Origin of the sequence: Xanthomonas chitinilytica, assembly GCF_026107455.2 — a bacterium.
In the GTDB taxonomy this organism is placed as follows: Bacteria; Pseudomonadota; Gammaproteobacteria; order Xanthomonadales; family Xanthomonadaceae; genus Stenotrophomonas; species Stenotrophomonas chitinilytica.
Genome location: NZ_JAPCHY010000009.1, coordinates 131297 through 150233 on the forward strand (window position 1 = coordinate 131297; position 18937 = coordinate 150233).

Below are 18937 nucleotides of genomic sequence, written 5' to 3' on the forward strand. Positions count from 1 at the left end.
CTGGCGAACGGCGGTGGCGGCATCGAGGCTGCTGATGACGTGTCCGGCGCCGGAGTAGAGCCGAGCTTGCTCGGCTGGGGCTCTATCGGGAATGCCCCAGCCGAGCAAGCTCGGCTCTACGACAGCGGGATTCCCGGGCGCGGAGCGTGTCTTGGACAAGGCAGGCTGTGCGGCTGCACTCATGCCGCCGCCTCCGGCAGCGCGCGGCCGCCGGACAACGCGTCGACACCATCGAAGGGCATCGAATGGGGTCAGGGGTGAGACTCCCGCTGCGGCGGTCCGAGGTCGCTGGCGAACGGGGATGGCGATGGCATCGAGGCTGCTGATGACGTGTCCGGCGCCGGGGTAGAGCCGAGCTTGCTCGGCTGAGGCTCTATCGGGAATGCCCCAGCCGAGCAAGCTCGGCTCTACGACAGCGGGATTCCGGGGTGCGGAACGTGTCTTGGACAAGGCAGGCTGTGCGGCTGCACTCATGCCGCCGCCTCCGGCAGCGCGCGACCGGCGAACAGGGCGTCGACGCCGTCGACCAGCGCCGGATCGAAGCGCCAGGCATGCACGCCCGGCGATGGGTCGCGCGCGGCGTCCAGGCCGCGGCAGAACAGGTAGCGCACGCCGCCGAAATCGCGCGCGTAGTCGTAGCCCTCGCCCAGGCGGAAACGCAGCCAGCGGTGCAGCGCCACGGTGTAGATCAGCGCCTGCAGTTCGTACTCGCTGTGGGCCATGGCCCGCGCCAGCGCGTCGGCGTCGTAGCCCGGCAGCCGGTTGGACTTGTAGTCGAGCACGTACCAGCGCCCGTCATGGTGGTAGGTCAGGTCGATCAGGCCGGTCATCAGCCCTTCCAGCCGCTGGCGCGCGCCGAAGGCCTGGCGTTCGCCGACCACGCCATGGCGGTGCAGCAGCGCCAGCAGCGCATCGACGCGGGTGGGCCGCATCGCGAAGTGGAATTCCATTTCGTTGCGCCGGTCGTGTTCGGGCACCGCGGCCAGGCAGGTGGCTTCGGGCAGCGCTACGGTCAGGGTGTTGCCGATCAGCGGGGTGAGCATGGCGACGCCGTCGGCGATTTCGTCCTGGACGTAGCCGCCGCGCTGCAGCGCTTCGACGATCGCCGCGGCCTGGCCGTCCGGCGCCGTCTGGCCGGGACGCCAGTGCCGCCACGCGGCGAAGTCGCAGCGCTCGAACACGTCGTGCATCACCACGCCGAAGCGGTTGCCGGCGAAACGCGGGTCGAACGGCTCGGCTTCCGCCGGTGCCGCCGCCTCGCTCGCGGACGGCTCGTCGCTGCCGCCGCCGCCGACGACCGTGGCGCTGGCCATCGGATCGGCGGCGACGCCGGCATCGGCCGAGGCGCCGCTTGCGGCACCGCTGTCAGCGTTGGCCAGCTGGGTGAAGCTGTAGACCCACCAGTCCGGCACCACGCGCCGCTGCGGTATCCGCGCCGGCGGCACCCGGCCTTCGTCGGCAGGCGGCAGGCGCGGCAGGTGGCCGGGCGGGGGCGTGGCGTCGAGCACGACCGTGGCGGCGCCGGCGGCGGCCTGCAGCGCATCGGGATCGCGGACCATGCCGGCCAGCGCGGTGCGCCCGTGCTGGTGGAACGGACCGGTGGCGATCCACAGCGCGTGCTCGGCGCGGGTCAGGCCGACGTACAGCAGGCGCGCATCCTCGGCGCGCTGCTCCTGCTTCCACGCCGCCTCGGCCGCGCTCCAGGCCGGATCGTCCTTGCCGCCGCTCCATTTCGACGTGTTCCAGTGCAGTTGGCGGCCGGCTCCGGGCGTGTGCACCACGCAGTGGCGGCCCGGCCCCTTGTCGCTGCGGCCGATGCCGACATAGGGCAGGAACACCAGCGGGTACTCCAGGCCCTTGGACTTGTGCAGGGTGACGATCTGCACCCGGCGCGCGTCCGATTCCAGCCGCAGCAGCTGGGTCTCGTCGTTGCTGTCGGCGCCGGCGATGCGCCGCGCCAGCCAGTCGACCAGCCCGTGCGGGCCGAGCGCGCGGGCATCGGCTTCCTGCAGCAGTTCGGCCAGCTGCAGGTAGTTGGTCAGGCGGCGCTCGCCGTCGACCAGCGCCAGCAGGCGCTGCGCGTGCGCCGCGCCGAGGTCGCCGATCAGCGCCAGCGGCCCGCCGCGCTGCCAGCGCTCGCGCCAGTCCAGCGCCTGTTGCTGCCAGCGCCGGTGGCGGTCGCCGTCGTGTTCGAGCGTGGCGATGGCGGCGGCGTCCTCGCCGACCAGCACCGTCGCCAGCGCCGCGCGCAGGCGGCTATCGTCGCCCGGATCGAGCAATGCCTGCAGCAGCGCCAGCAGTTCCAGCGCCTCGTCGCTGGCGAACAGGCTCTGCTTGCCGGCGGCCACCGCGGGAATGCCGGCCGCGCCCAGCGCCTGCTGGATGCGGGTGGCCTCGCCATGGCTGCGCACCAGCACCGCGATGTCGCCGGCCTGCACCGGGCGACCGGAGATCGTGGCGGTGCCGGCGCGGCCGGCGGCCAGCCAGTCGCGGATCGCGGCCACGCAGGCGGCGCTGCACAGTTCGCGCGCGCGGCCGGCGCTCCAGGGCTTGGGCTTGCCCTTCGCCGGCGGCGGCGGTTCCGGTGCGCGCCACAACGTCAGCGCCGGGGCGGTGGCGCCGTCGCGCTGCAGGTCGGCATCGCTGCGCTGGGTGCCCGGCCGCACCGGGTGGAAGGCGATGCCGGCGGTGAGGAACGCTTCGGCGTAGCCGGCCTGCGCGTACAGCGCATCGAGCGCGGCCAGCACGCCGGGACGCGAACGGAAGTTGTGGTCCAGCGGCGGCGCGCGCTCGGCGGTGGCCGCCGCGGCCAGGTAGGTCTGCACGTCGCCGCCGCGGAAGCCGTAGATCGCCTGCTTGGGATCGCCGATCAGGGCGAGGAAGCGCGCCTGCGAACCACTGGTTCGCGCGCTTTCGAGCGCCGCCGGGCTATGCCCGGTGGCCGGGTGCTCGCGACCGGCATCCGGAGCCGACGCCCCGGAATCCGGCCCGAACACCGTGGAGAAGATCGACCACTGGCGGTCGTCGGTGTCCTGGAATTCGTCCACCAGCGCGATCGCGTACTGCGCGCGCAGCCGCTGCGCCAGCACATCGGCCTGCGGGCCCTCCAGCGCCTGCGCCACGCCATCGACCAGGTCGTCGTAGGTCTGCACCCGGCGCTGGCGCTTGAGCAGCGCCAGCCGTGCCGCGGCATCGTCGCGCAGCGCATGCAGCAGGCGGATGCGGCGACGGCTGCGCCATTCCTCGATCCGCGCCAGTGCGGCCAGATAGGCATCGATCTCGTGGCTCATCGGCGAGGTCGGGGTGCGCCCTGCCGCGGCCTTGTTGGTGCCGGCGCTCAGTTCCGGCGCGGTGAGCTTGGGCAGCTTGGCGTGTGGCGGACCCGCCAGCGCGGGCGCAGCGGCGAAGTCCTCGAACCAGTGCCACAGGGACGCCAGCCACCCGGGCTTGTAGCTGACCTTGCTCAGTACGCCGCCGTCGATCGCGGCGGCCAGCGCCTCGAAGAACGCGATGCCGTGTGCCTGGAACGCGGCGGCCAGGGCGCTGCCGGCATCCTGCAACGCCTGCAGCAACGCGGCGCTTTCGTCGCTGGTCGTGGTGGTCGCGGTCGGGAGCAGCGTGGGCTGCCGCACCAGTTCGCGCAGGTCGCTCGCCAGCGCGTCGGGCCCGCCCGGCCACAGCGCGACCAGGTCCTCGGCCATCGCGGCATCGGCGGCGCGCGCACGCCACAGGTCGGCGGCGACTTCGGCCAGCAGCTCGCGGTCGTTGGCCAGCAGCTCGGGCGCGGCGAAGGTCTGCCCGCTCTCCAGCGCGTGCTCGCGCAGCACCCGCGCGCAGAAGCCGTGGATGGTGAAGATCGCGGCGAGGTCGATTTCCTCCACCGCCTGCTGCAGGCGGCGGCGCAGGGCGTCGGGGGATTCCTGCGCGGTTGCCAGGTGGGCTTCGAGGATCAGCCGGGTCAGGGCGGCATCGGGGGATTCGACGGCGGGTCGGTCGGTGGCCCCCGGCTGCTTTCCGTAGAGCCGAGCTTGCTCGGCTGGGGCTCTACCGGGAATGCCCGAGCCGAGCAAGCTCGGCTCTACGGGGGGGGCGGGGACCAGGGTTGCGGCCAGGGCGAGGCGCTCGCGGATGCGGCGGCGCAGTTCCTGGGTCGCCGCCTCGGTGAAGGTGACGGCGAGGATCTGGCCGATGCGCAGCCCGCGCTCGACCACCAGCCGGGTGAACAGCGTGGCCAGGGTGAAGGTCTTGCCGGTGCCGGCGCTGGCCTCGATCAGGCGCACGCCGTGCAGCGGCAGGCCCAGGTACGGATCGCCGGCAGGTGCCGGCATGGAGGCATCCGGCGCGGTCATTCCATATGCTCCGGCAGGCAGTGCCGGGGGCGCCGAGCGGGCGCAAGGCCCGCCGGGTCGGCAGCGGCGATGAGCACGCGTGTCGCGATCGTCATTCCGCATCCTCCTGCGCGCCGTGCCAGTGGCGCCAGCTCTCGGCCAATCGGGCGGGATCGAGCGCGGTACCGGCGCTGCCGCGTTCCAGCAGCGAGTACAGCCGGTGGCTGGTACTGGCGAAGTCGATGAAGTGCCGCGGGTCGGCGAACGGATCGCGGCCGCGGTTGACCAGGCGCAGTTCCGGGGTCGCCGATTCGCTCCAGCCGAAGTCGGCCTGCCATTGCCCGGCGGCCTCCTTGATCGCCTTGTCGAGGTCGTCGCCGAGCGCGGCCTGGTGGTACTTCCAGCTGCTGTAGGGCGCGAATGCCAGCGGCGCCTGCAGGCCGTGGCGGTACAGCCGCAGCAGCTCGGCCAGCGCCGCCTGCGCCTGCGCCTGCGACAGCGGCTCGGGGTCCATCGGATGCGGGCCGAGGCCGTCGTCGTGCTCGAAGAAGCGCACGTACGGCGCGCGCTCGCCGGCGGCGCGCAGCAGCAGCCATTCCAGGCCGTGGCGGATCGCCGCGCGGCCGCTCGGCGCGCCGACCTGCACCCGTCCCAGTCCGGCCGCGTACCAGCCGGGCAGGCGGCCATGCACGTCGATGCCGTCGATCCGTACCTGCAGCCGGCGCGATTCGGCCAATGCCTCGCCACGCCACTGCGCGAATGCCTCGGCGTAGGGACGGATCTGGCGCAGGCGTTCGTCGAGCTGGCGCCGGCCCAGGGGGCCGGACGGCAGCAGCGCGCGCGCGCGCAGGCGCTGGTACAGGCCGTCGCTGTCCCCGGCCAGCGCGGCCTCGAAGACCCGCTGCTGCAGGTCGTGCCGTTCCAGTCCACGGGTCGGCGCCAGCAGCGGCTCCAGGTCGCCGTCCTCGCCGGCCGGGTCGGGCAGGCGCATGCCCAGGCGGTGGCGCAGGAACTGTCCGGCCGGGTCGGCGAACAGCCGACGCAGGTCGTCGATCGACACGCTGGCCGGCAGCGCCGCGTCGTCCGCGGGCAGGTCGCCGGCCACCCACGGCGCCAGCGGCTGGCGCTGCCCGGTGAGGCTGTCCACCGCCGGCCGCCACTGCCGGCGATAGCTGAAGCGGCGCGGGTCGGCGCCGTCCACGCCGCTGTCCCCACCCGAGCCGCCGAACGCGGCGGCGGCGAACGGCTGCAGCGGATGCCGCACCACCAGTGTTTCCGCTGCCTTCGGCTCGGCGTGGTACTGCGCCGCGACCGCCAGCAGCTCGCTGACCAGCACCGACGGCTCGCGCACGCTGCCGTCGCGCGCGTCGGCGCCGAGGTAGCTGAGGTAGAACACCTCCTGCGCCGAGGCGAACAGCTGCAGGAACAGGAAGCGGTCGTCCTCGCGGGTGGAGCGGTCGCCGGGGCGGCGGTGTTCGCTGCCGAGTTCGGCGGTGAGCCGGTTGAGCCCGGCGGCCGGGTCGCGGCGCGGGAAGTCGCCGTCGTTCATGCCGAGCAGGCAGATGACCCGGAACGGCAGCAGCCGCATCGGCACCATGCGGCCGAAGCTGATGCCGCCGGTGAGCAGCGGCGCGCGGGTGTCGGCCTCGCCCAGCACCGCGGCGAAGTGCGCGCGCACCACCTCGGCCGGCACGCTGCCGGCGTAGCCGGCGCGTTCGGCGTCGCGGGCGAACTGGTCGATCAGGCTGCGCAGCCGTTCCAGCGCGCGCTGCGCACGCGGCGCCGACGGCGTGGCCGGCAGCAGGGCCTCGAGCAGGCCGAGCAGGCGTTCGCGCCACTGTGCCGGCGGCAGCGCCTCGGCCAATGCGGCCTGGCTGCGTTCCAGCACCCGCAGCAGCCGCAGCAGCGTGTCCAGCGCCGCCAGCGCGCTGCCTTCCAGCTGCGGCCACGGCGCGACGCCGTCGATGTCGTCCTCGGCGCCGCTGGCATGGCCGAGCAGCAGGCGGTCCAGCGCGAAGCGCCAGGTGTAGGCGTCGTCGGCCGGCGCCTGGTGCTGGCGCCGATGGCCGGCGTCCAGGCCCCAGCGCGCGCCGGCGGCGTGCAGCCAGCCGCGCAGGCGTTCCAGTGCGGCCTCGTCCAATCCCGCCGCCTCGGCGACCGGCGCACTGGCCAGCAGGTCGAGGATCTCGTGCAGGCCGAAGCGCGAGATCGGCAGGCCGAGCAGGGTCAGGAACACTTCGGCCAGCGGCTCGCTGGCCAGCGGGCTGGCATCGGCCAGCGCATAGGGCAATGCGTCGTCGCTGCCGTGGCCGCCGAACACCGCGTCCAGGTACGGCACGTAGGGGTCGATGTCCGGCGCCAGCACCGCGATCTCGCGCGGTTGCAGCGGCGGGTCGAAGCGCGGGTCTTCCAGCAATGCGTGCAGCTGGTCGTGCAGCACCTGCAGTTCGCGCAGGCGGGTGTGGCAGGCGTGGACCTGCAGGCTGGGATCGTGCAGGTCGGGGGCGGCCAGCAACGATCGCGGCGCACTGCGCCGGTACAGGTCGCTCTGCATCCGCCGCAGCAGGCTGTCGCCCAGCCCGCCGTCGGCAAGCGGCCGCCGCCCGGATTCGAGCGGATCGGCATGGACGTCGATCTCGGCAAGCGGATGCACCACCTCGTGGTCGCCGACCAGCGCCATGAAGTCGCGCCCGGCCGCGCCCCAGGCCTGCAGCAGCGGGTTCTCCTGCACCTCGTCGGCGAACAGCCCGACCGCGCCGCCCTCGCGGCGGCGCTGCCACAGCGTCTGCAGATCGCCCCAGTAGCCGCGGGTCGGGGTCGGCAGGTAGAAGTGCAGCGTGCCCACCCGCGCCTGGGTGGCGAGCACGCGCAGCACGTCCGGCGAGACATTGAGGATGGCGAAGGCGAACAGCCGCTTCGGCAATCCCTGCGGCAGCGGCGCGTCCGCCCGCGCGTAGCGGTCCAGGTACTGGCCGATGCGGCGCGCGCGGTATTGGCGGCCGCCGGCGATGCGCCGCCACAGCCGCGCCTGCGGGTCGTCCGCATCGGCGCCGGCTTCCCAGCGCAGCAGCCAGTCGCGGCGCCAGGCCTGGTACTTCTCGAACACGTTGCCCAGCTCGCCGGCCAGCGCCCACGGCTTGAGCGCGTCGCCGTCGGCCAGGTAGCCAGCCAGCGGCGCCAGCGCCGGGTCGCCGCCGAGGTCGGCCTGCAGCGCTTCGTAGAGTCGCCACTGGGTGGTGGCCATGTCCAGGTCGTCGGCGGCCGGGCCGAGGTTGGCCTCCAGCGCGCGCGCGACGAACTCGCCGGGGGTGAGGAATTCCAGGTTGGCGGCGACGCCATGCTCGGCGGCCAGGGTCGACTGCAGCCAGCGCCGCATCGCCACCTGCGGGATCAGCACCACCTCCGGCGCCAGCAGCGGCTGCCCCGGCACCGGCCGGCGCAGTTCCTCGGCGAGCAGGGCGGCCAGGGTATCCAGCGCGTTGGAGGGATACAGGCGGAAATCGGGCGGGGCGGCGGCGGGCATCGTCGCCATTGTGCCGGAGCGCGGTCGCAACGGCGGAGACCGGCGGATGGCGTGCATCTGCCGCTGCGGCCGCGCTGCGCCGATAATGCGCGGTCATTTCCGACCCGGGGCGCCGCGACCTTGAACATCCGCTTGCTGCTGGCGCTGGCCGCCGCCGCCCTGCTGGGCTGGTCGTTCTGGCGCAACGACGGCTGGCTGCATCTGTGCGCGGGGCTGGCGGTGTTCCTGTTCGGCATGCAGTTGCTGGAGGAAGGCCTGCGCCAGCTCGCCGGCGGCAAGCTGGAACAGCTGCTGGCGCGCAGCACCAGCACCCCGGCCAAGGGCCTGCTGTTCGGCATCGGCGGCACCACGCTGCTGCAGTCGAGCACGCTGGTGTCGCTGCTGACCATCGCCTTCATCAGCTCCGGGCTGATCCAGCTGGCCGGCGGCATCGCCATCATCTTCGGCGCCAACCTCGGCGCCACCAGCGGCATCTGGCTGCTGGCGCTGGCCGGGCAGAACCTGAGCCTGTCGCCGCTGGCGCTGCCGCTGCTGGTGTTCGGCGTGCTGGCCGGCTTCACCGGCGCCACCGGCAAGGCGGCCGGGCGGGTGGTGCTGGGCGTGGCCTTCATCTTCCTGGGCATCGACCAGATCAAGGGCGGCTTCGAGGCCTTCGGCGGCGGCCTGGACATGGCCGCGGTGCAGGGCGGCGGGGTCGCCGGGGTGTTGCTGTTCACCCTCGGCGGACTGGTGGCGACGGTGATCCTGCAGTCCAGCCACGCCACCTTGATGCTGACCCTGGCCGCGCTGGCCGGCGGCCAGCTGCAACTGGAGCAGAGCCTGGCCATCGCCATCGGCTCGAACGTGGGCAGCAGCGTCAGCACCGCCTTCGTCGGCATGCTCGGCGGCAACCGCAGCGGGCAGCGGCTGGCGCTGGCGCACGTGCTGTTCAACGCCGTCACCGCGCTGTCGGCGCTGGTGCTGCTGGTGCCGCTGACCTGGGTGGTGAAGGCGCTGGCCGGCCTCGTCGGCTTCGGCGGCAACCCGCTGCTGCAGCTGGCGCTGTTCCACACCCTGTTCAATGCCGGCGGCGTGGCGCTGTTCTGGCCGTGGCAGGCCACCCTGGCGCGCTGGCTGACGCGCTGGCTGCCCGACCGCCGCGAACCGGCGGTCGCCACGGCCATCGCTGCCGACACCCCGGCCGGCGGCGAGCGCCTGCGCGCCCGCCACCTGAGCGAGCAGGCGCTGGAATCGGCCGATGCCGCCGCCGCCGCGGTGGCGCTGGAACTGCGGCACCTGGGCGAATCGAGCCTGGACGTGATCTGCCAGGCGCTGGGACTGCCGCCGGGCAGGCTGCAATCCGGGGCATGCGACGACCCGCAGCTGGACGCCGCCCCGGCCGGTCCCGACGCGGAGGCGCTCTACCAGCGACAGGTGAAGGGCGTCTACGGCGACCTGCTGGCCTTCATGGGCCGGCTGGAGCTGCCGCTGGACGAGGAACACCAGCGCTTCTGGGCCGGCAGCCAGATGGCCGCGCTGCAGCTGGTGGACGCGGTCAAGAGCGCCAAGCACCTGCAGAAGAACCTGGGTCCGCGCCTGCGCGAGCCGGACTCGCCGCAGCGCACCGCCTATGTGGACCTGCGCCGGCACCTGTTCCGGCAGGTCTGCGCGCTGCGCGCGATCGGCGCCAGCCTGCCGGACGGCGATGCCCGCCAGGAACGGCTGGAGGTGCTGGACCGGCAGGCCGAAGGGTTCGCCGCCGGGTTCCGCCAGCGCCTGTTCGCGCAGGTGCGGCAAGGCCTGCTCGACGGCCTGCAGGCCGGTTCGCTGCTCAACGACCAGGGCTATGCCGAACGCATCTACCGCAGCCTGCGCGAGGCGATGGCCTTTGCCGACGAGCCGGGTTCGCTGCGCCAGCTGCGGCGCCTGGCGCAACCGGCGGCGCCCGCGATGGCGGCGTCCGCGGCCGATCGCGTGCATGCGGAAGACTGAGCGTTCGGCCGGTGGCGTTCCCGCTGCGGCGGGGCGATGCCATGATTAGTGAACGCTCGGGTTCGGTTTTGTTCAGGTCGGCCCTACAATGCTAGCCCGTTGCTTTTCCGTTAAAGGCCGCCATGTCCTCTTCCCAGACCAGTCTGGTGCAGTTGTCGGACGTCCGCATCGACCGCGGCGGGCGCACGATCCTGCGCGACGTGTCGCTGGACGTGCCGCGCGGCAGCATCACCGCGGTGCTGGGGCCTTCGGGCAGCGGCAAGTCCACCCTGCTGGCGGCGCTGACCGGCGAACTGCGGCCGGTATCCGGCAGCGTGCGCCTGTTCGGCGATGAGATCCCGCACGGCAGCCGCGCGCTGCTGGAGATGCGCAAGAGCGTGGGCGTGCTGCTGCAGGGCAACGGCCTGCTCACCGACCTGACCGTGGCCGAGAACGTGGCGCTGCCGCTGCGCGCCCACACCCGCCTGCCGGCGCCGCTGCTGAAGCGGCTGGTGGACATGAAGCTGCACGCGGTGGGCCTGCTGGCCGCCGCCGACGCCTGGCCGCGCGAGCTGTCCGGCGGCATGGCGCGGCGCGTGGCGCTGGCCCGCGCGCTGGCGCTGGACCCGCCGCTGATGATCTACGACGAGCCGCTGACCGGGCTGGACCCGATCGCCTCGGGCATGGTCATGAGCCTGATCCAGCGGCTCAACCACAGCCTCGGCCTGACCAGCATCATCGTCAGCCACCACGTGCACGAGACCCTGCCGATCTGCGACCAGGCGGTGGTGATCGCCAACGGCGGCATCGTCTTCTCCGGTACCCCGGCGCAGCTGCAGGCCAGCGCCGACCCGCTGCTGCGGCAGTTCCTGCACGGCGAGCCCGATGGTCCCATCCCGTTCGATGCCGCACCGCGCACGAGGGTCGCCTGATGCCGTTCGTCCAAGCCACCCGCTCGCTCGGCCGCGCCGGCCTGTTCTCGCTGACGGTGCTGCGCGGCTCGCTGCCCACGCGCGACTTCCTGGCCGAGCTGACCCGCGAGATCTACAAGATCGGCGCGCGCTCGCTGCCGATCATCGCCGTCGGCGGCGCCTTCGTCGGCCTGGTGCTGACCCTGCAAGGCTACCGCACGCTGACCACCTTCGGCGCATCCGACGCGCTGTCCACGCTGCTGGGGCTGTCGCTGTACCGCGAGCTGGCGCCGGTGCTGACCGCGCTGCTGTTCATCGGCCGCGCCGGCAGCTCGATCGCCGCCGAACTGGGGCTGATGCGCGCCACCGACCAGATCAAGGCGCTGGAGCTGATGGCGATCGACCCGGTGGCCAAGGCGGTGGCGCCGCGCTTCTGGGCGGCGGTGCTGACCGTGCCGCTGCTGACCGGCATCTTCTGCTCGCTGGCGATCAGCGCCAGCTACTTCGAAGCGGTGCACGTGCTGGGCCTGGACAACGGCGTGTTCTGGTCGGCGCTGCAGGGCAGCGTGGACTTCTGGGACGACTTCGGCGTGGCGATGCTCAAGTCGGCGATCTTCGGCGGCACCGCCGCGTTGGTCGCCTCCTACGTCGGCTTCCATGCCGAGCCGACCATCGAAGGCACCTCGGTGGCGACCACCCGCGCGGTGGTCAACGCCTCGCTGCTGGTGCTGATATTCAACTTCGTGCTGTCGGCGTTGATGTTCCAGTAACCGTTCCTCCCCTTTCCGGCCCGCGCCTGCGCGGTGCCACGAACGAATCGATCAGGTAGACAACCATGGCCATCCGCGGACCCAGACTCGAATTTGCCGTCGGCGCTTTCCTCCTGCTGGCACTGGCCTCGCTGCTGGTGCTGGCGGTCGCCTCCACCAACCAGCGCTTCGGCCTGGGCGGCGGCGACTACCGGCTGGTCGCCCGCTTCAGCCAGATCGGCCAGCTGCGCCCGCAGGCGCCGGTCAAGATCGGCGGCGTGGTGGTCGGGCAGGTGGCCGATATTCAGCTGGACCCGGTTAAATACGATTCGGTCGTCACCCTGTCGCTGGACGGCAAGTTCAAGGATCTGCCCGCGGATACCTCGGCGGGCATCTTCACCAGCGGCCTGCTGGGCGAGAGCTACATCGGCCTGCAGCCGGGCGGCGACCCGGACGTGCTCAAGTCCGGCGAGGAAATCGTCTTCACCCAACCGGCGGTGGATCTGATCCAGCTGGTCGGCAAGTACATGTTCGGCGGCGCCGGCGGCAATGCCGCGGCCGCCGACGACGCCCCGGGCGCGGACGCGCCCGCAACGGAACCGCAACCATGAAAACGAAACTGCTTCCCGCCGCCCTGGCCTCCCTGCTGCTCGTCGCCGCTCCCTCGCTCGCTCTGGCGCAGACGCGTCCGGCCGCGGCCGCCAGCTCCCAGCAGAGCGCCGCCAGCAAGACCGTGCTCGACGCCAGCTCGCGCATCCTGACCACGCTGGAACAGCGCCGCGCCGAGTTCCGCGGCAACCCGGCGGCGCTACGCAGCTTCATCGACGGCGAGCTCAACAAGGGCTTCGACCGCGAGTACGCCGCCCGCCTGGTGCTGGGCGTGCACGGCCGCGGCGCCTCCGACGGCGACGTCAAGCTGTTCGCCGACGCGATGGCCGACAACCTGATGCAGCGCTACGGCTCGGCGCTGCTGGACATCGAAGGCAAGCCCAGCTTCCGCCTGCGCGGCGAATCGCCGCTGCCCGGCAACCGCGGGGTGAAGGTGTCCACCGAACTGGTGCGCGCCGGCAACGAACCGACCCCGGTCGAGTACCTGATGCGCAACGTCGACGGCCAGTGGAAGATCTTCGACGTGATGATCGAGGGCATCTCCTACGTGCAGACCTTCAAGAACCAGTTCGACACGCCGCTGCGGCAGAAGTCGATCGCGCAGGTTGCCGCCGAACTGCGCAGCGGCAGCATGCAGGCCGGACAGGCGCCCCGTGGCAATTGACGCCGCGCTGAAGCGCGACGGCGACACGCTGCGCTTCAGCGGCGTGCTCGACCGCGCCGCCGCCGTCGCCCTGTGGCCGGCGGCGCGCCAGCAGCTGGCCGGCGCCCGCACGCTGGACCTGGGCGCGGTGCGCGGCATCGACAGCGCCGGCCTGGCACTGCTGGCCGAACTGGCCGCGCAACTGCCGGAAGGCGGCGAACGCCTTTCCGGCTCGCCGCCGGGCCTGGCCGAGCTGTGCGCCGCCTACCGGCTCTCCCCCACCCTGCGTTTCACCGCATCCCCTGCCGCGAGCTGACATGAACGTCGTACGCACCTTTTCCCTGATCCTGCTGGCGGCGGCATTAAGCGCCTGCGCGGGCAAGCCCGCGCGCGACAGCGCCCCGGCCACCTCCCGGATCGCTCCCGCGGAAGCGACGGCGGATGGCGACGCTCCGATCGACGCCTACGCCGCCGCTGCTGGTGCCGTGACCGACACCGCGGCAGCTGCCAGTGCCGAAGCCATCCCCTCGACCACGCCCGTGGACGGCAACAGCAACGGCACCGCTCCGACCGAGGCCGAGGACGATTTCGCCGCGCTCTACGGCGGCCCGGACCCGGCCACCGCGGGCAACGGCGATAGCGGCGCCCCGGGTGCCCCGCCGGCCTACGATCCGTGGGAGAAGTACAACCGCAAGGTGCACCGCTTCAACGACGTGGTCGATCGCGGCATCGCCCGGCCGCTGGCCCACGGTTACGTCAAGGTGGTGCCGCGCTTCGCCCGCACCGGCGTGAGCAACTTCTTCAGCAACCTGCGCTCGCCGCTGACCCTGACCAACCAGCTGCTGCAGGGCCGCCCGGGCGACGCCTGGGACACGCTGGGCCGGTTCCTGATGAACTCCACGCTGGGCGTCGGCGGCCTGTTCGACCCGGCCAGCAAGGCGATGGTCGCCCGCCGCAACGAGGACTTCGGCCAGACCCTGGGCGCCTGGGGCTGGCGCCAGTCGCGCTACGTGGAGCTGCCGTTCTTCGGCCCGCGCACCGTGCGCGACGTGCTCGGCCTGGCCGGCGACATGCCGCTGTCGCCGATCCGCACGATCGAGTCCGACAAGGTCCGCATCGGCCTGCAGGGCCTGCAGCTGGTGGATGCCCGCACCCAGCTGATGGCGCTGGACGACATCCGCGACAGCGCCGTGGACGAATACGCGCTGACCCGCGATGCCTGGCTGCAGCGCCGCAGCTACCAGATCGAGCGCGACCTGCGTGGCCGCCGCGGCGAACACCAGGACGACCTGCCCGACTACCTGCGCGACGACACCACCATCCCGGTCGACGCGATGCCGATGCCGGACTGGGGCAACTGATCCGCACCACGTTGGCGGAACAGGGCGAAGCCCGGGCAATGCCCGGGCTTTTTCGTGGCGCTTCCAGCGCACCCATGGGCCGCCTTGTGCCACTCGAAACGCTCGCGACCATCGGGGCACCAACGACCCCGCCGCCGCCCCGGATCCTGCGCCCCGCATCCTTCCGCATCGCCGACACCACCCGGGCATCGGAAACATCCCCCGAACATCTCCCGTGCCCGGCCAAGGCGACCGGGATGGGCCGTCACGCACGCAACTGCCCGACGAGCTCCTTCCTGAGCGCGTAGATTTCCTCGACGGGCGCGGTGGAGCGGTGGCTGGACCCGACCGAGCCTTCTTTCGACCACAGGAACGGATAGAAGACGAACGCCCTGTCCGGCGGCAGGCCGGCCAGGTCCTCCTGCCAGGTCGGCCACCTCAGGTCCCGGTAGAAATCGTCGATCCGCCGGGTCAGCAGCGAACCGAGCAGTTCCGCATAGCCCATGTCCAGGGCGATCCAGCCGGTATCGTCCGGGGCCGCGTAGTAGGCCTGCCCCGGATCGTTCCCGAGGGCACCGCCATTCAGGGCGAAAAACCCTCCGACGGCATCGTCCGCGATCAGCAGGTATCCGTCCGGGCGCCCCTCGTTCCAGCGGTCCAGCCTTCGCGGCAGGGCCTCGTGCCCCGAACCCAGGAAGCGGACCCAGCCGTTCTGGATCAGGATTCCGCCGGTGTCGTGGGCCACGGCCCCCAACGGGGACCGTGTCGTCACCTGCAGCCTGGAGAGGACCTCGCCCCGGGCATCGGAGGGGGGAAGGATCCTGCAGGGAATGTCCGAAGCCTCGACCCATTCCCGGATCAGGGAAATCCCCGGATCCTCGTTGTCGATCAGCTCTTCCACGCTACGCATGGACCCCATGCCCGGCCCCGATCCCCCGGCCAGCGCGGCCTCGACCGCCTCGCGCAGGCGCGCATCGTCGCCGGCCACGTCCGGCGCGAAGCGGCCGATCACCTGTCCGTCCCTGCCGACCAGGAACTTCTCGAAGTTCCACAGGATGCCCGGCGCCGGGTTGGGTTCGATGTTGAAGCCGACCAGCTTCTGGCGCATCGGGCCTTCGCCGGTGGCGGCCGGCTGCGCCGCGATCAGCGCCCGGTACAGCGGGTGCGTGGCCTCGCCGGTGACGGCGATCTTGGCGAACATCGGGAAGGTCACGTCGTAGGTCAGCGAGCAGAACTGCCTGATCTCGTCCTCGCTGCCCGGCTCCTGGCCGTTGAAGTCGTTGGCCGGGAAACCCAGCACTTCCAGCCCGGCGTCCTTCTTCTCGCGATAGAGCTTTTCCAGCCCCTCGTACTGCGGGGTGAGGCCGCACTTGGAGGCGACGTTGACCACCAGCAGCACCTTGCCGGCATGGTCGCCCAGCGTGGCCGGGGCGCCGTCGATGGTGGTCAGGGGAATGTTCTGGAGAGCGGTCATCATGGTTCCTTGGGATGGGGCAAACGGTGGGCATAAACCTCTCTGGAGCAGCTCTCTCCCGCAGGGAGGGAGGCACCATCAAGTCGGGCTTTCGTCGTCCTCCGCGGCCAGCGAGCGCAGCGTCTCCGGCTGCAACTCCGGCGGCAGCGCCTTGCGCGCCTTGCTGCCGAGTTCGGCCAGCCGGCGGGCGCGGTTGGACAGCGATTGCGGGGAGTCGGTGAGGCGGTTGCGGGCCTGGGCGAAGGCCTTGCCGGCGTCTTCCAGCTTCTTGCCAACACCATCGAAATCGGCGAGGAAGGCGGAAAGCGCGTCGAGTACCTTGCCGCCGGTATCGCTGATTTCCAGCGCCTGGCGCTGCACCTTGTCGCGCGTCCACAACCGCTCGGTGACGCGCAGCAGGGCCATCAGCGTGTTCGGCGAGGCGAACACCACGCGGCGGTCGAAGGCGTAGGACTGCAGGTCCATGTCCACGCCGAGCGCGGCCGACAACGCACCTTCGATCGGGACGAAGGCGATGGTCACGTCCAGCGCGTCGCCGCCGATGGCCTTGGGGTAGTTCTTGTCGCCCAGTTCCTTGACGTGCTGGCGCAGGCCGATGGCATGGCGGCGCAGCGCTTCGTCCTGCTGCTCGGGCGTGGCCGCGTTCATCGCCTCCTGCCATGCGATCAGGTTGACCTTGCTGTCGATCACCACGCTGCGCTGGTCGGGGAAGCGCACGACCACGTCGGGGCGCAGGCTGGCGCCCTCGTCGTCGGTGGCATGCGCCTGGCGCTCGTAGTGCACGCCTTCCTCCAGCCCGGAGCCGCGCAGCACGTTGTCGAGCATCAGCTCGCCCCAGTCGCCGCGCACCTTGGCGCTGCCCTTCAGCGCGCTGGTCAGCGCCGCGGCCTGTGCGGCCATGTCCTGGTTGAGGGTCTTCAGCTCGCCCACCGCACCGAGCAGGCTGGCGCGCTCGCGCGCTTCCTCGCCGTACAGCGTGTCCACGCGCTGGCGGAACTCGCCGAGCTTGTCGGCGAACGGCTTGAGCATGGCCTCGATGTCGGTGCGCGACTGGCCGGTGGCCAGGCGCACGTTCTTCTCGAACTGCTGGCCCTTCTCGTCGAACACCTTGCCGGCCAGCTCGGTGAAGGCGGCCGACAGGTTTTCCCGCGCCGCGCCGACCCACTCGCGCAGTTCGGCCTGGGCCTGGCGTGCGTGCTGCAGCTCGGCCTGCAGCCGCGCGTTGCCGGCCTGGGCCGCGTGCAGGGTTTCGCGCTGGCGCTCCAGCGCTTCCTCCAGCTCGGCGATGCGCGCCCGCGCCGCGGCCAGCGCCGCATCGCGTTCGCCCAGCCGCACCTCGGCCTCGGCCGATTGCGTCGCCTCGCGCTCGACACGCTGGTTCAACGCGGCCAGCGCGCGCGCCTGCTCGGCCTGCTGGCCGCGTTCGTGCGCGATCTCGGCCGACAGCGATTCCAGCCGGCCTCGCAGCTGCCCGGCCTCGACCGCCGCGCTGTTCGCGCGCTGGCGCTCGGCATCGAGTTCGCGGGCCAGCGCCTCGGCCCCCCCATTGCCGCCGGTGCGGCGGAACAGGAACACCAACAGCACGATGACGGCCAGCAGCAGGCCGGCCAGGATCAGGGTTTCGATTTGCATGGGGAAAGTGTAGCCCCCTGCGTCTCATCGGCTGCGCCGCATCTGCGATCATGTGGGCCCCCATGCCTTCCCCTGCCATGAAGCCGCTGCCATTGCTGCTGGCGGGCCTGCTGCAGCTGCTGCCGTTCACGGCGGCAACGGCCGGTTCGCAGACCATCACCGCGCCCACCGCCATTCCGGAAGGAGACGCGCGGCCCAGGGTGTTCCTGGCCGGCAGCATCGAGATGGGCAAGGCCGGCGACTGGCAGCAGCAGGTGCGGCAGGCGCTGGCCGACGAGGACGTGTTGCTGCTCAATCCGCGCCGCAGCGACTGGAACCCGGCCTGGCGCGCCGAGGCCGACGAGCCGGAGTTCCGCCGCCAGGTGGAATGGGAGCTGGCTGCACTGGAACAGGCCGACATCGTGCTGATGTATTTCGCGCCGGGCACGCAGAGCCCGATCACCCTGCTCGAGTTCGGCCTGTATGCCCGCTCGGGCAAGCTGCTGGTGGCCGCGCCGGCCGGTTTCTGGCGCAAGGGCAACCTGGACATCACCGGCGACCGTTATGGCGTGCCGCGCTACGACGACCTGCCGGCGCTGGTCGCCGCGGTGAAGCAGCGCCTGGCCGCGCAGCGCGCGCCCTGATCCCGCCGGAACGACGCCATGCCGTGGATGGGCATCAACGACCTGGGCACCTTCGTGGTGGCCGTCCTTCTGTTCCTGATGCTGCCCGGGCCGGGCACCTTCACCCTGCTGACCGCCACCGCCCGCGGCGGCGTCCGTGCCGGCTACGCCACCCTGGCCGGGCTGATGCTGGGCGACCAGTTGCTGATCGCTGCCGCCGCCACCGGGGTGGCAGCGTTGCTGCAGGCGCATCCGGCGCTGTTCGCGGCACTGCGCTGCGTGGGCGCCGGCTATCTGGGCTGGGTCGGCATCCAGTTGCTGCGCGAACCCGCGGCGGCCGCCGCCGCGCCATCGCTGCGGCAGGGGCGGCGCTGGTTCCGCCAGGCGTTGCTGGTGGGCGTGCTCAACCCCAAGGCGATCCTGTTCTACATGGCCTTCTTCCCGCTGTTCATCGACCCGGCCACGCCGCGCAGTGTGGTGACGCTGGCGACGATGGCGGCGCTGATCGCGCTGTCGAGCATCGCCTGGTGCTCGCTGCTGATCTTCGGCGGGCAGTTGATCGCACGGCGCCTGGCCGGCCATCCGCGGCTCGGCCGGTGGCTGCGGCGCGCGGTCGGCGTATGCTTGCTCGGGTTCGGATTGCGACTGGGACTGGACGGCTGACGCGCTTTCCGGCCCTGTCCGGAGGTCGGAATGACGATCCACTGCAAACGCGCCTACGAACCCGCCGTCGCCGGCGATGGCCGGCGTTTCCTGGTGGACCGGCTGTGGCCCCGCGGAGTCAGCCGCGAGGCCCTGAAGGCCGAATGGCTCAAGGACGTGGCGCCCAGCAACGAACTGCGGCAATGGTTCGATCACCGGGCCGAACGCTGGGACGCCTTCCGCCGGCGCTACGGGCAGGAACTGGCCGCGCATCCGCGGCGGCTGGCGCCATTGCGCGACGCCATCGCCGCCGGCCCGGTGACGCTGGTCTACGGCGCCCGCGACATCGAGCACAACCAGGCCGTCGCGCTGCGCGAGTACCTGCTGTCGCATCCGCGCCGCACGCCGTAGGTACGGGGCTTGCCCCGTACCGGGCTTCATCGGGAAAACCCCGTGTGGGGCAAGCCCCACACCTACGGTGCTCCCTCGCAGCCCCCGGCCCTGCTCCGGCCGTTTTGTGCCGAATTCTCCACC

The 18937-nt window shown here is 72.1% G+C and carries 14 protein-coding genes and 1 pseudogene; 10 read left to right on the top strand and 5 right to left on the bottom strand.

What is annotated here, in order from left to right:
* Positions 1 to 470: 470 nt before the first annotated feature.
* Both recB and recC read right to left on the bottom strand, forming a co-directional pair.
* A complete protein-coding gene (gene recB, locus OK345_RS11550; RefSeq protein ID WP_265128128.1) occupies positions 471 to 4328 on the bottom strand; it encodes an exodeoxyribonuclease V subunit beta in 3858 nt (1285 codons plus the stop codon).
* 112 nt (positions 4329 to 4440) lie between these two features.
* Entirely contained in the window at positions 4441 to 7851 is a 3411-nt protein-coding gene (recC, locus tag OK345_RS11555; protein WP_265128129.1) for an exodeoxyribonuclease V subunit gamma, read from the bottom strand.
* Between the two features lie 120 nt (positions 7852 to 7971).
* Here recC and OK345_RS11560 point away from each other — a divergent pair, with 120 nt between their 5' ends.
* The 7 genes from OK345_RS11560 to OK345_RS11590 all read left to right on the top strand — a co-directional run bounded on the left by OK345_RS11560 (position 7972) and on the right by OK345_RS11590 (position 14074).
* Positions 7972 to 9822, top strand: a complete 1851-nt coding sequence (locus OK345_RS11560) for a Na/Pi cotransporter family protein (protein WP_265128130.1) — start codon at positions 7972 to 7974, stop codon at positions 9820 to 9822.
* A gap of 122 nt (positions 9823 to 9944) precedes the next feature.
* Positions 9945 to 10733: an ABC transporter ATP-binding protein gene (locus tag OK345_RS11565; protein ID WP_265128131.1), complete on the top strand. Its 789-nt coding sequence runs from the start codon at positions 9945 to 9947 to the stop codon at positions 10731 to 10733.
* Positions 10733 to 11482, top strand: coding sequence for an MlaE family lipid ABC transporter permease subunit (locus OK345_RS11570; RefSeq protein ID WP_265128132.1), 750 nt, complete (start codon positions 10733 to 10735; stop codon positions 11480 to 11482). The genes OK345_RS11565 and OK345_RS11570 overlap by 1 nt, the downstream gene beginning before the upstream one ends.
* A 65-nt stretch (positions 11483 to 11547) precedes the next feature.
* Positions 11548 to 12072, top strand: a complete 525-nt coding sequence (gene mlaD, locus OK345_RS11575) for an outer membrane lipid asymmetry maintenance protein MlaD (protein WP_265128133.1) — start codon at positions 11548 to 11550, stop codon at positions 12070 to 12072.
* Complete coding sequence (locus OK345_RS11580; protein ID WP_265128134.1) at positions 12069 to 12734, top strand: MlaC/ttg2D family ABC transporter substrate-binding protein; 666 nt, start codon at positions 12069 to 12071, stop codon at positions 12732 to 12734. Before mlaD ends, OK345_RS11580 begins: the two co-directional genes overlap by 4 nt.
* Entirely contained in the window at positions 12724 to 13029 is a 306-nt protein-coding gene (locus OK345_RS11585; protein WP_265128135.1) for an STAS domain-containing protein, read from the top strand. Before OK345_RS11580 ends, OK345_RS11585 begins: the two co-directional genes overlap by 11 nt.
* 1 nt (position 13030) lies before the next feature.
* On the top strand, positions 13031 to 14074 hold the full coding sequence (locus OK345_RS11590) for an MlaA family lipoprotein (protein ID WP_265128136.1): 1044 nt from the start codon (positions 13031 to 13033) through the stop codon (positions 14072 to 14074).
* A 244-nt stretch (positions 14075 to 14318) separates the two neighbouring features.
* Here the strand turns inward: OK345_RS11590 and OK345_RS11595 are convergent, their stop codons facing one another.
* The 3 genes and pseudogenes from OK345_RS11595 to OK345_RS11605 form a co-directional block, all read right to left on the bottom strand.
* On the bottom strand, positions 14319 to 14972 hold the full coding sequence (locus OK345_RS11595; protein ID WP_306332096.1) for a DUF2625 family protein: 654 nt from the start codon (positions 14970 to 14972) through the stop codon (positions 14319 to 14321).
* A gap of 18 nt (positions 14973 to 14990) precedes the next feature.
* Positions 14991 to 15530 (bottom strand): annotated as a pseudogene (locus OK345_RS11600) (glutathione peroxidase); the annotation flags it as partial.
* Positions 15531 to 15605: 75 nt separating this feature from the next.
* Positions 15606 to 17159: a DNA recombination protein RmuC gene (locus OK345_RS11605; RefSeq protein WP_265128137.1), complete on the bottom strand. Its 1554-nt coding sequence runs from the start codon at positions 17157 to 17159 to the stop codon at positions 15606 to 15608.
* A gap of 62 nt (positions 17160 to 17221) precedes the next feature.
* On the opposite strand from OK345_RS11605, the gene OK345_RS11610 reads away from it, so the two are divergent.
* From OK345_RS11610 to OK345_RS11620, 3 genes are read left to right on the top strand one after another with little or no spacing between them, the layout of a single operon-like run.
* The gene (locus OK345_RS11610; protein ID WP_265128138.1) at positions 17222 to 17782 is read left to right on the top strand and encodes a nucleoside 2-deoxyribosyltransferase domain-containing protein; all 561 of its coding nucleotides are present in this window, start codon (positions 17222 to 17224) and stop codon (positions 17780 to 17782) included.
* Positions 17783 to 17800: 18 nt separating this feature from the next.
* On the top strand, positions 17801 to 18424 hold the full coding sequence (gene leuE / locus OK345_RS11615; protein ID WP_265128139.1) for a leucine efflux protein LeuE: 624 nt from the start codon (positions 17801 to 17803) through the stop codon (positions 18422 to 18424).
* Between the two features lie 30 nt (positions 18425 to 18454).
* Positions 18455 to 18814, top strand: a complete 360-nt coding sequence (locus OK345_RS11620) for a DUF488 domain-containing protein (RefSeq protein ID WP_265128140.1) — start codon at positions 18455 to 18457, stop codon at positions 18812 to 18814.
* Positions 18815 to 18937 lie beyond the last annotated feature (123 nt).

Coding starts and splice junctions, on each gene's coding strand:
- OK345_RS11590 (WP_265128136.1), top strand. CDS start 13,031: ATGAACGTCGTACGCACCTTTTCCCTGATCCTGCTGGCGGCGGCATTA.
- OK345_RS11620 (WP_265128140.1), top strand. CDS start 18,455: ATGACGATCCACTGCAAACGCGCCTACGAACCCGCCGTCGCCGGCGAT.
- OK345_RS11570 (WP_265128132.1), top strand. CDS start 10,733: ATGCCGTTCGTCCAAGCCACCCGCTCGCTCGGCCGCGCCGGCCTGTTC.
- OK345_RS11580 (WP_265128134.1), top strand. CDS start 12,069: ATGAAAACGAAACTGCTTCCCGCCGCCCTGGCCTCCCTGCTGCTCGTC.
- recC (WP_265128129.1), bottom strand. CDS start 7,851: ATGCCCGCCGCCGCCCCGCCCGATTTCCGCCTGTATCCCTCCAACGCG.
- recB (WP_265128128.1), bottom strand. CDS start 4,328: ATGCCGGCACCTGCCGGCGATCCGTACCTGGGCCTGCCGCTGCACGGC.
- OK345_RS11565 (WP_265128131.1), top strand. CDS start 9,945: ATGTCCTCTTCCCAGACCAGTCTGGTGCAGTTGTCGGACGTCCGCATC.
- OK345_RS11610 (WP_265128138.1), top strand. CDS start 17,222: ATGCCTTCCCCTGCCATGAAGCCGCTGCCATTGCTGCTGGCGGGCCTG.
- OK345_RS11595 (WP_306332096.1), bottom strand. CDS start 14,972: ATGGGGTCCATGCGTAGCGTGGAAGAGCTGATCGACAACGAGGATCCG.
- leuE (WP_265128139.1), top strand. CDS start 17,801: ATGCCGTGGATGGGCATCAACGACCTGGGCACCTTCGTGGTGGCCGTC.
- OK345_RS11605 (WP_265128137.1), bottom strand. CDS start 17,159: ATGCAAATCGAAACCCTGATCCTGGCCGGCCTGCTGCTGGCCGTCATC.
- mlaD (WP_265128133.1), top strand. CDS start 11,548: ATGGCCATCCGCGGACCCAGACTCGAATTTGCCGTCGGCGCTTTCCTC.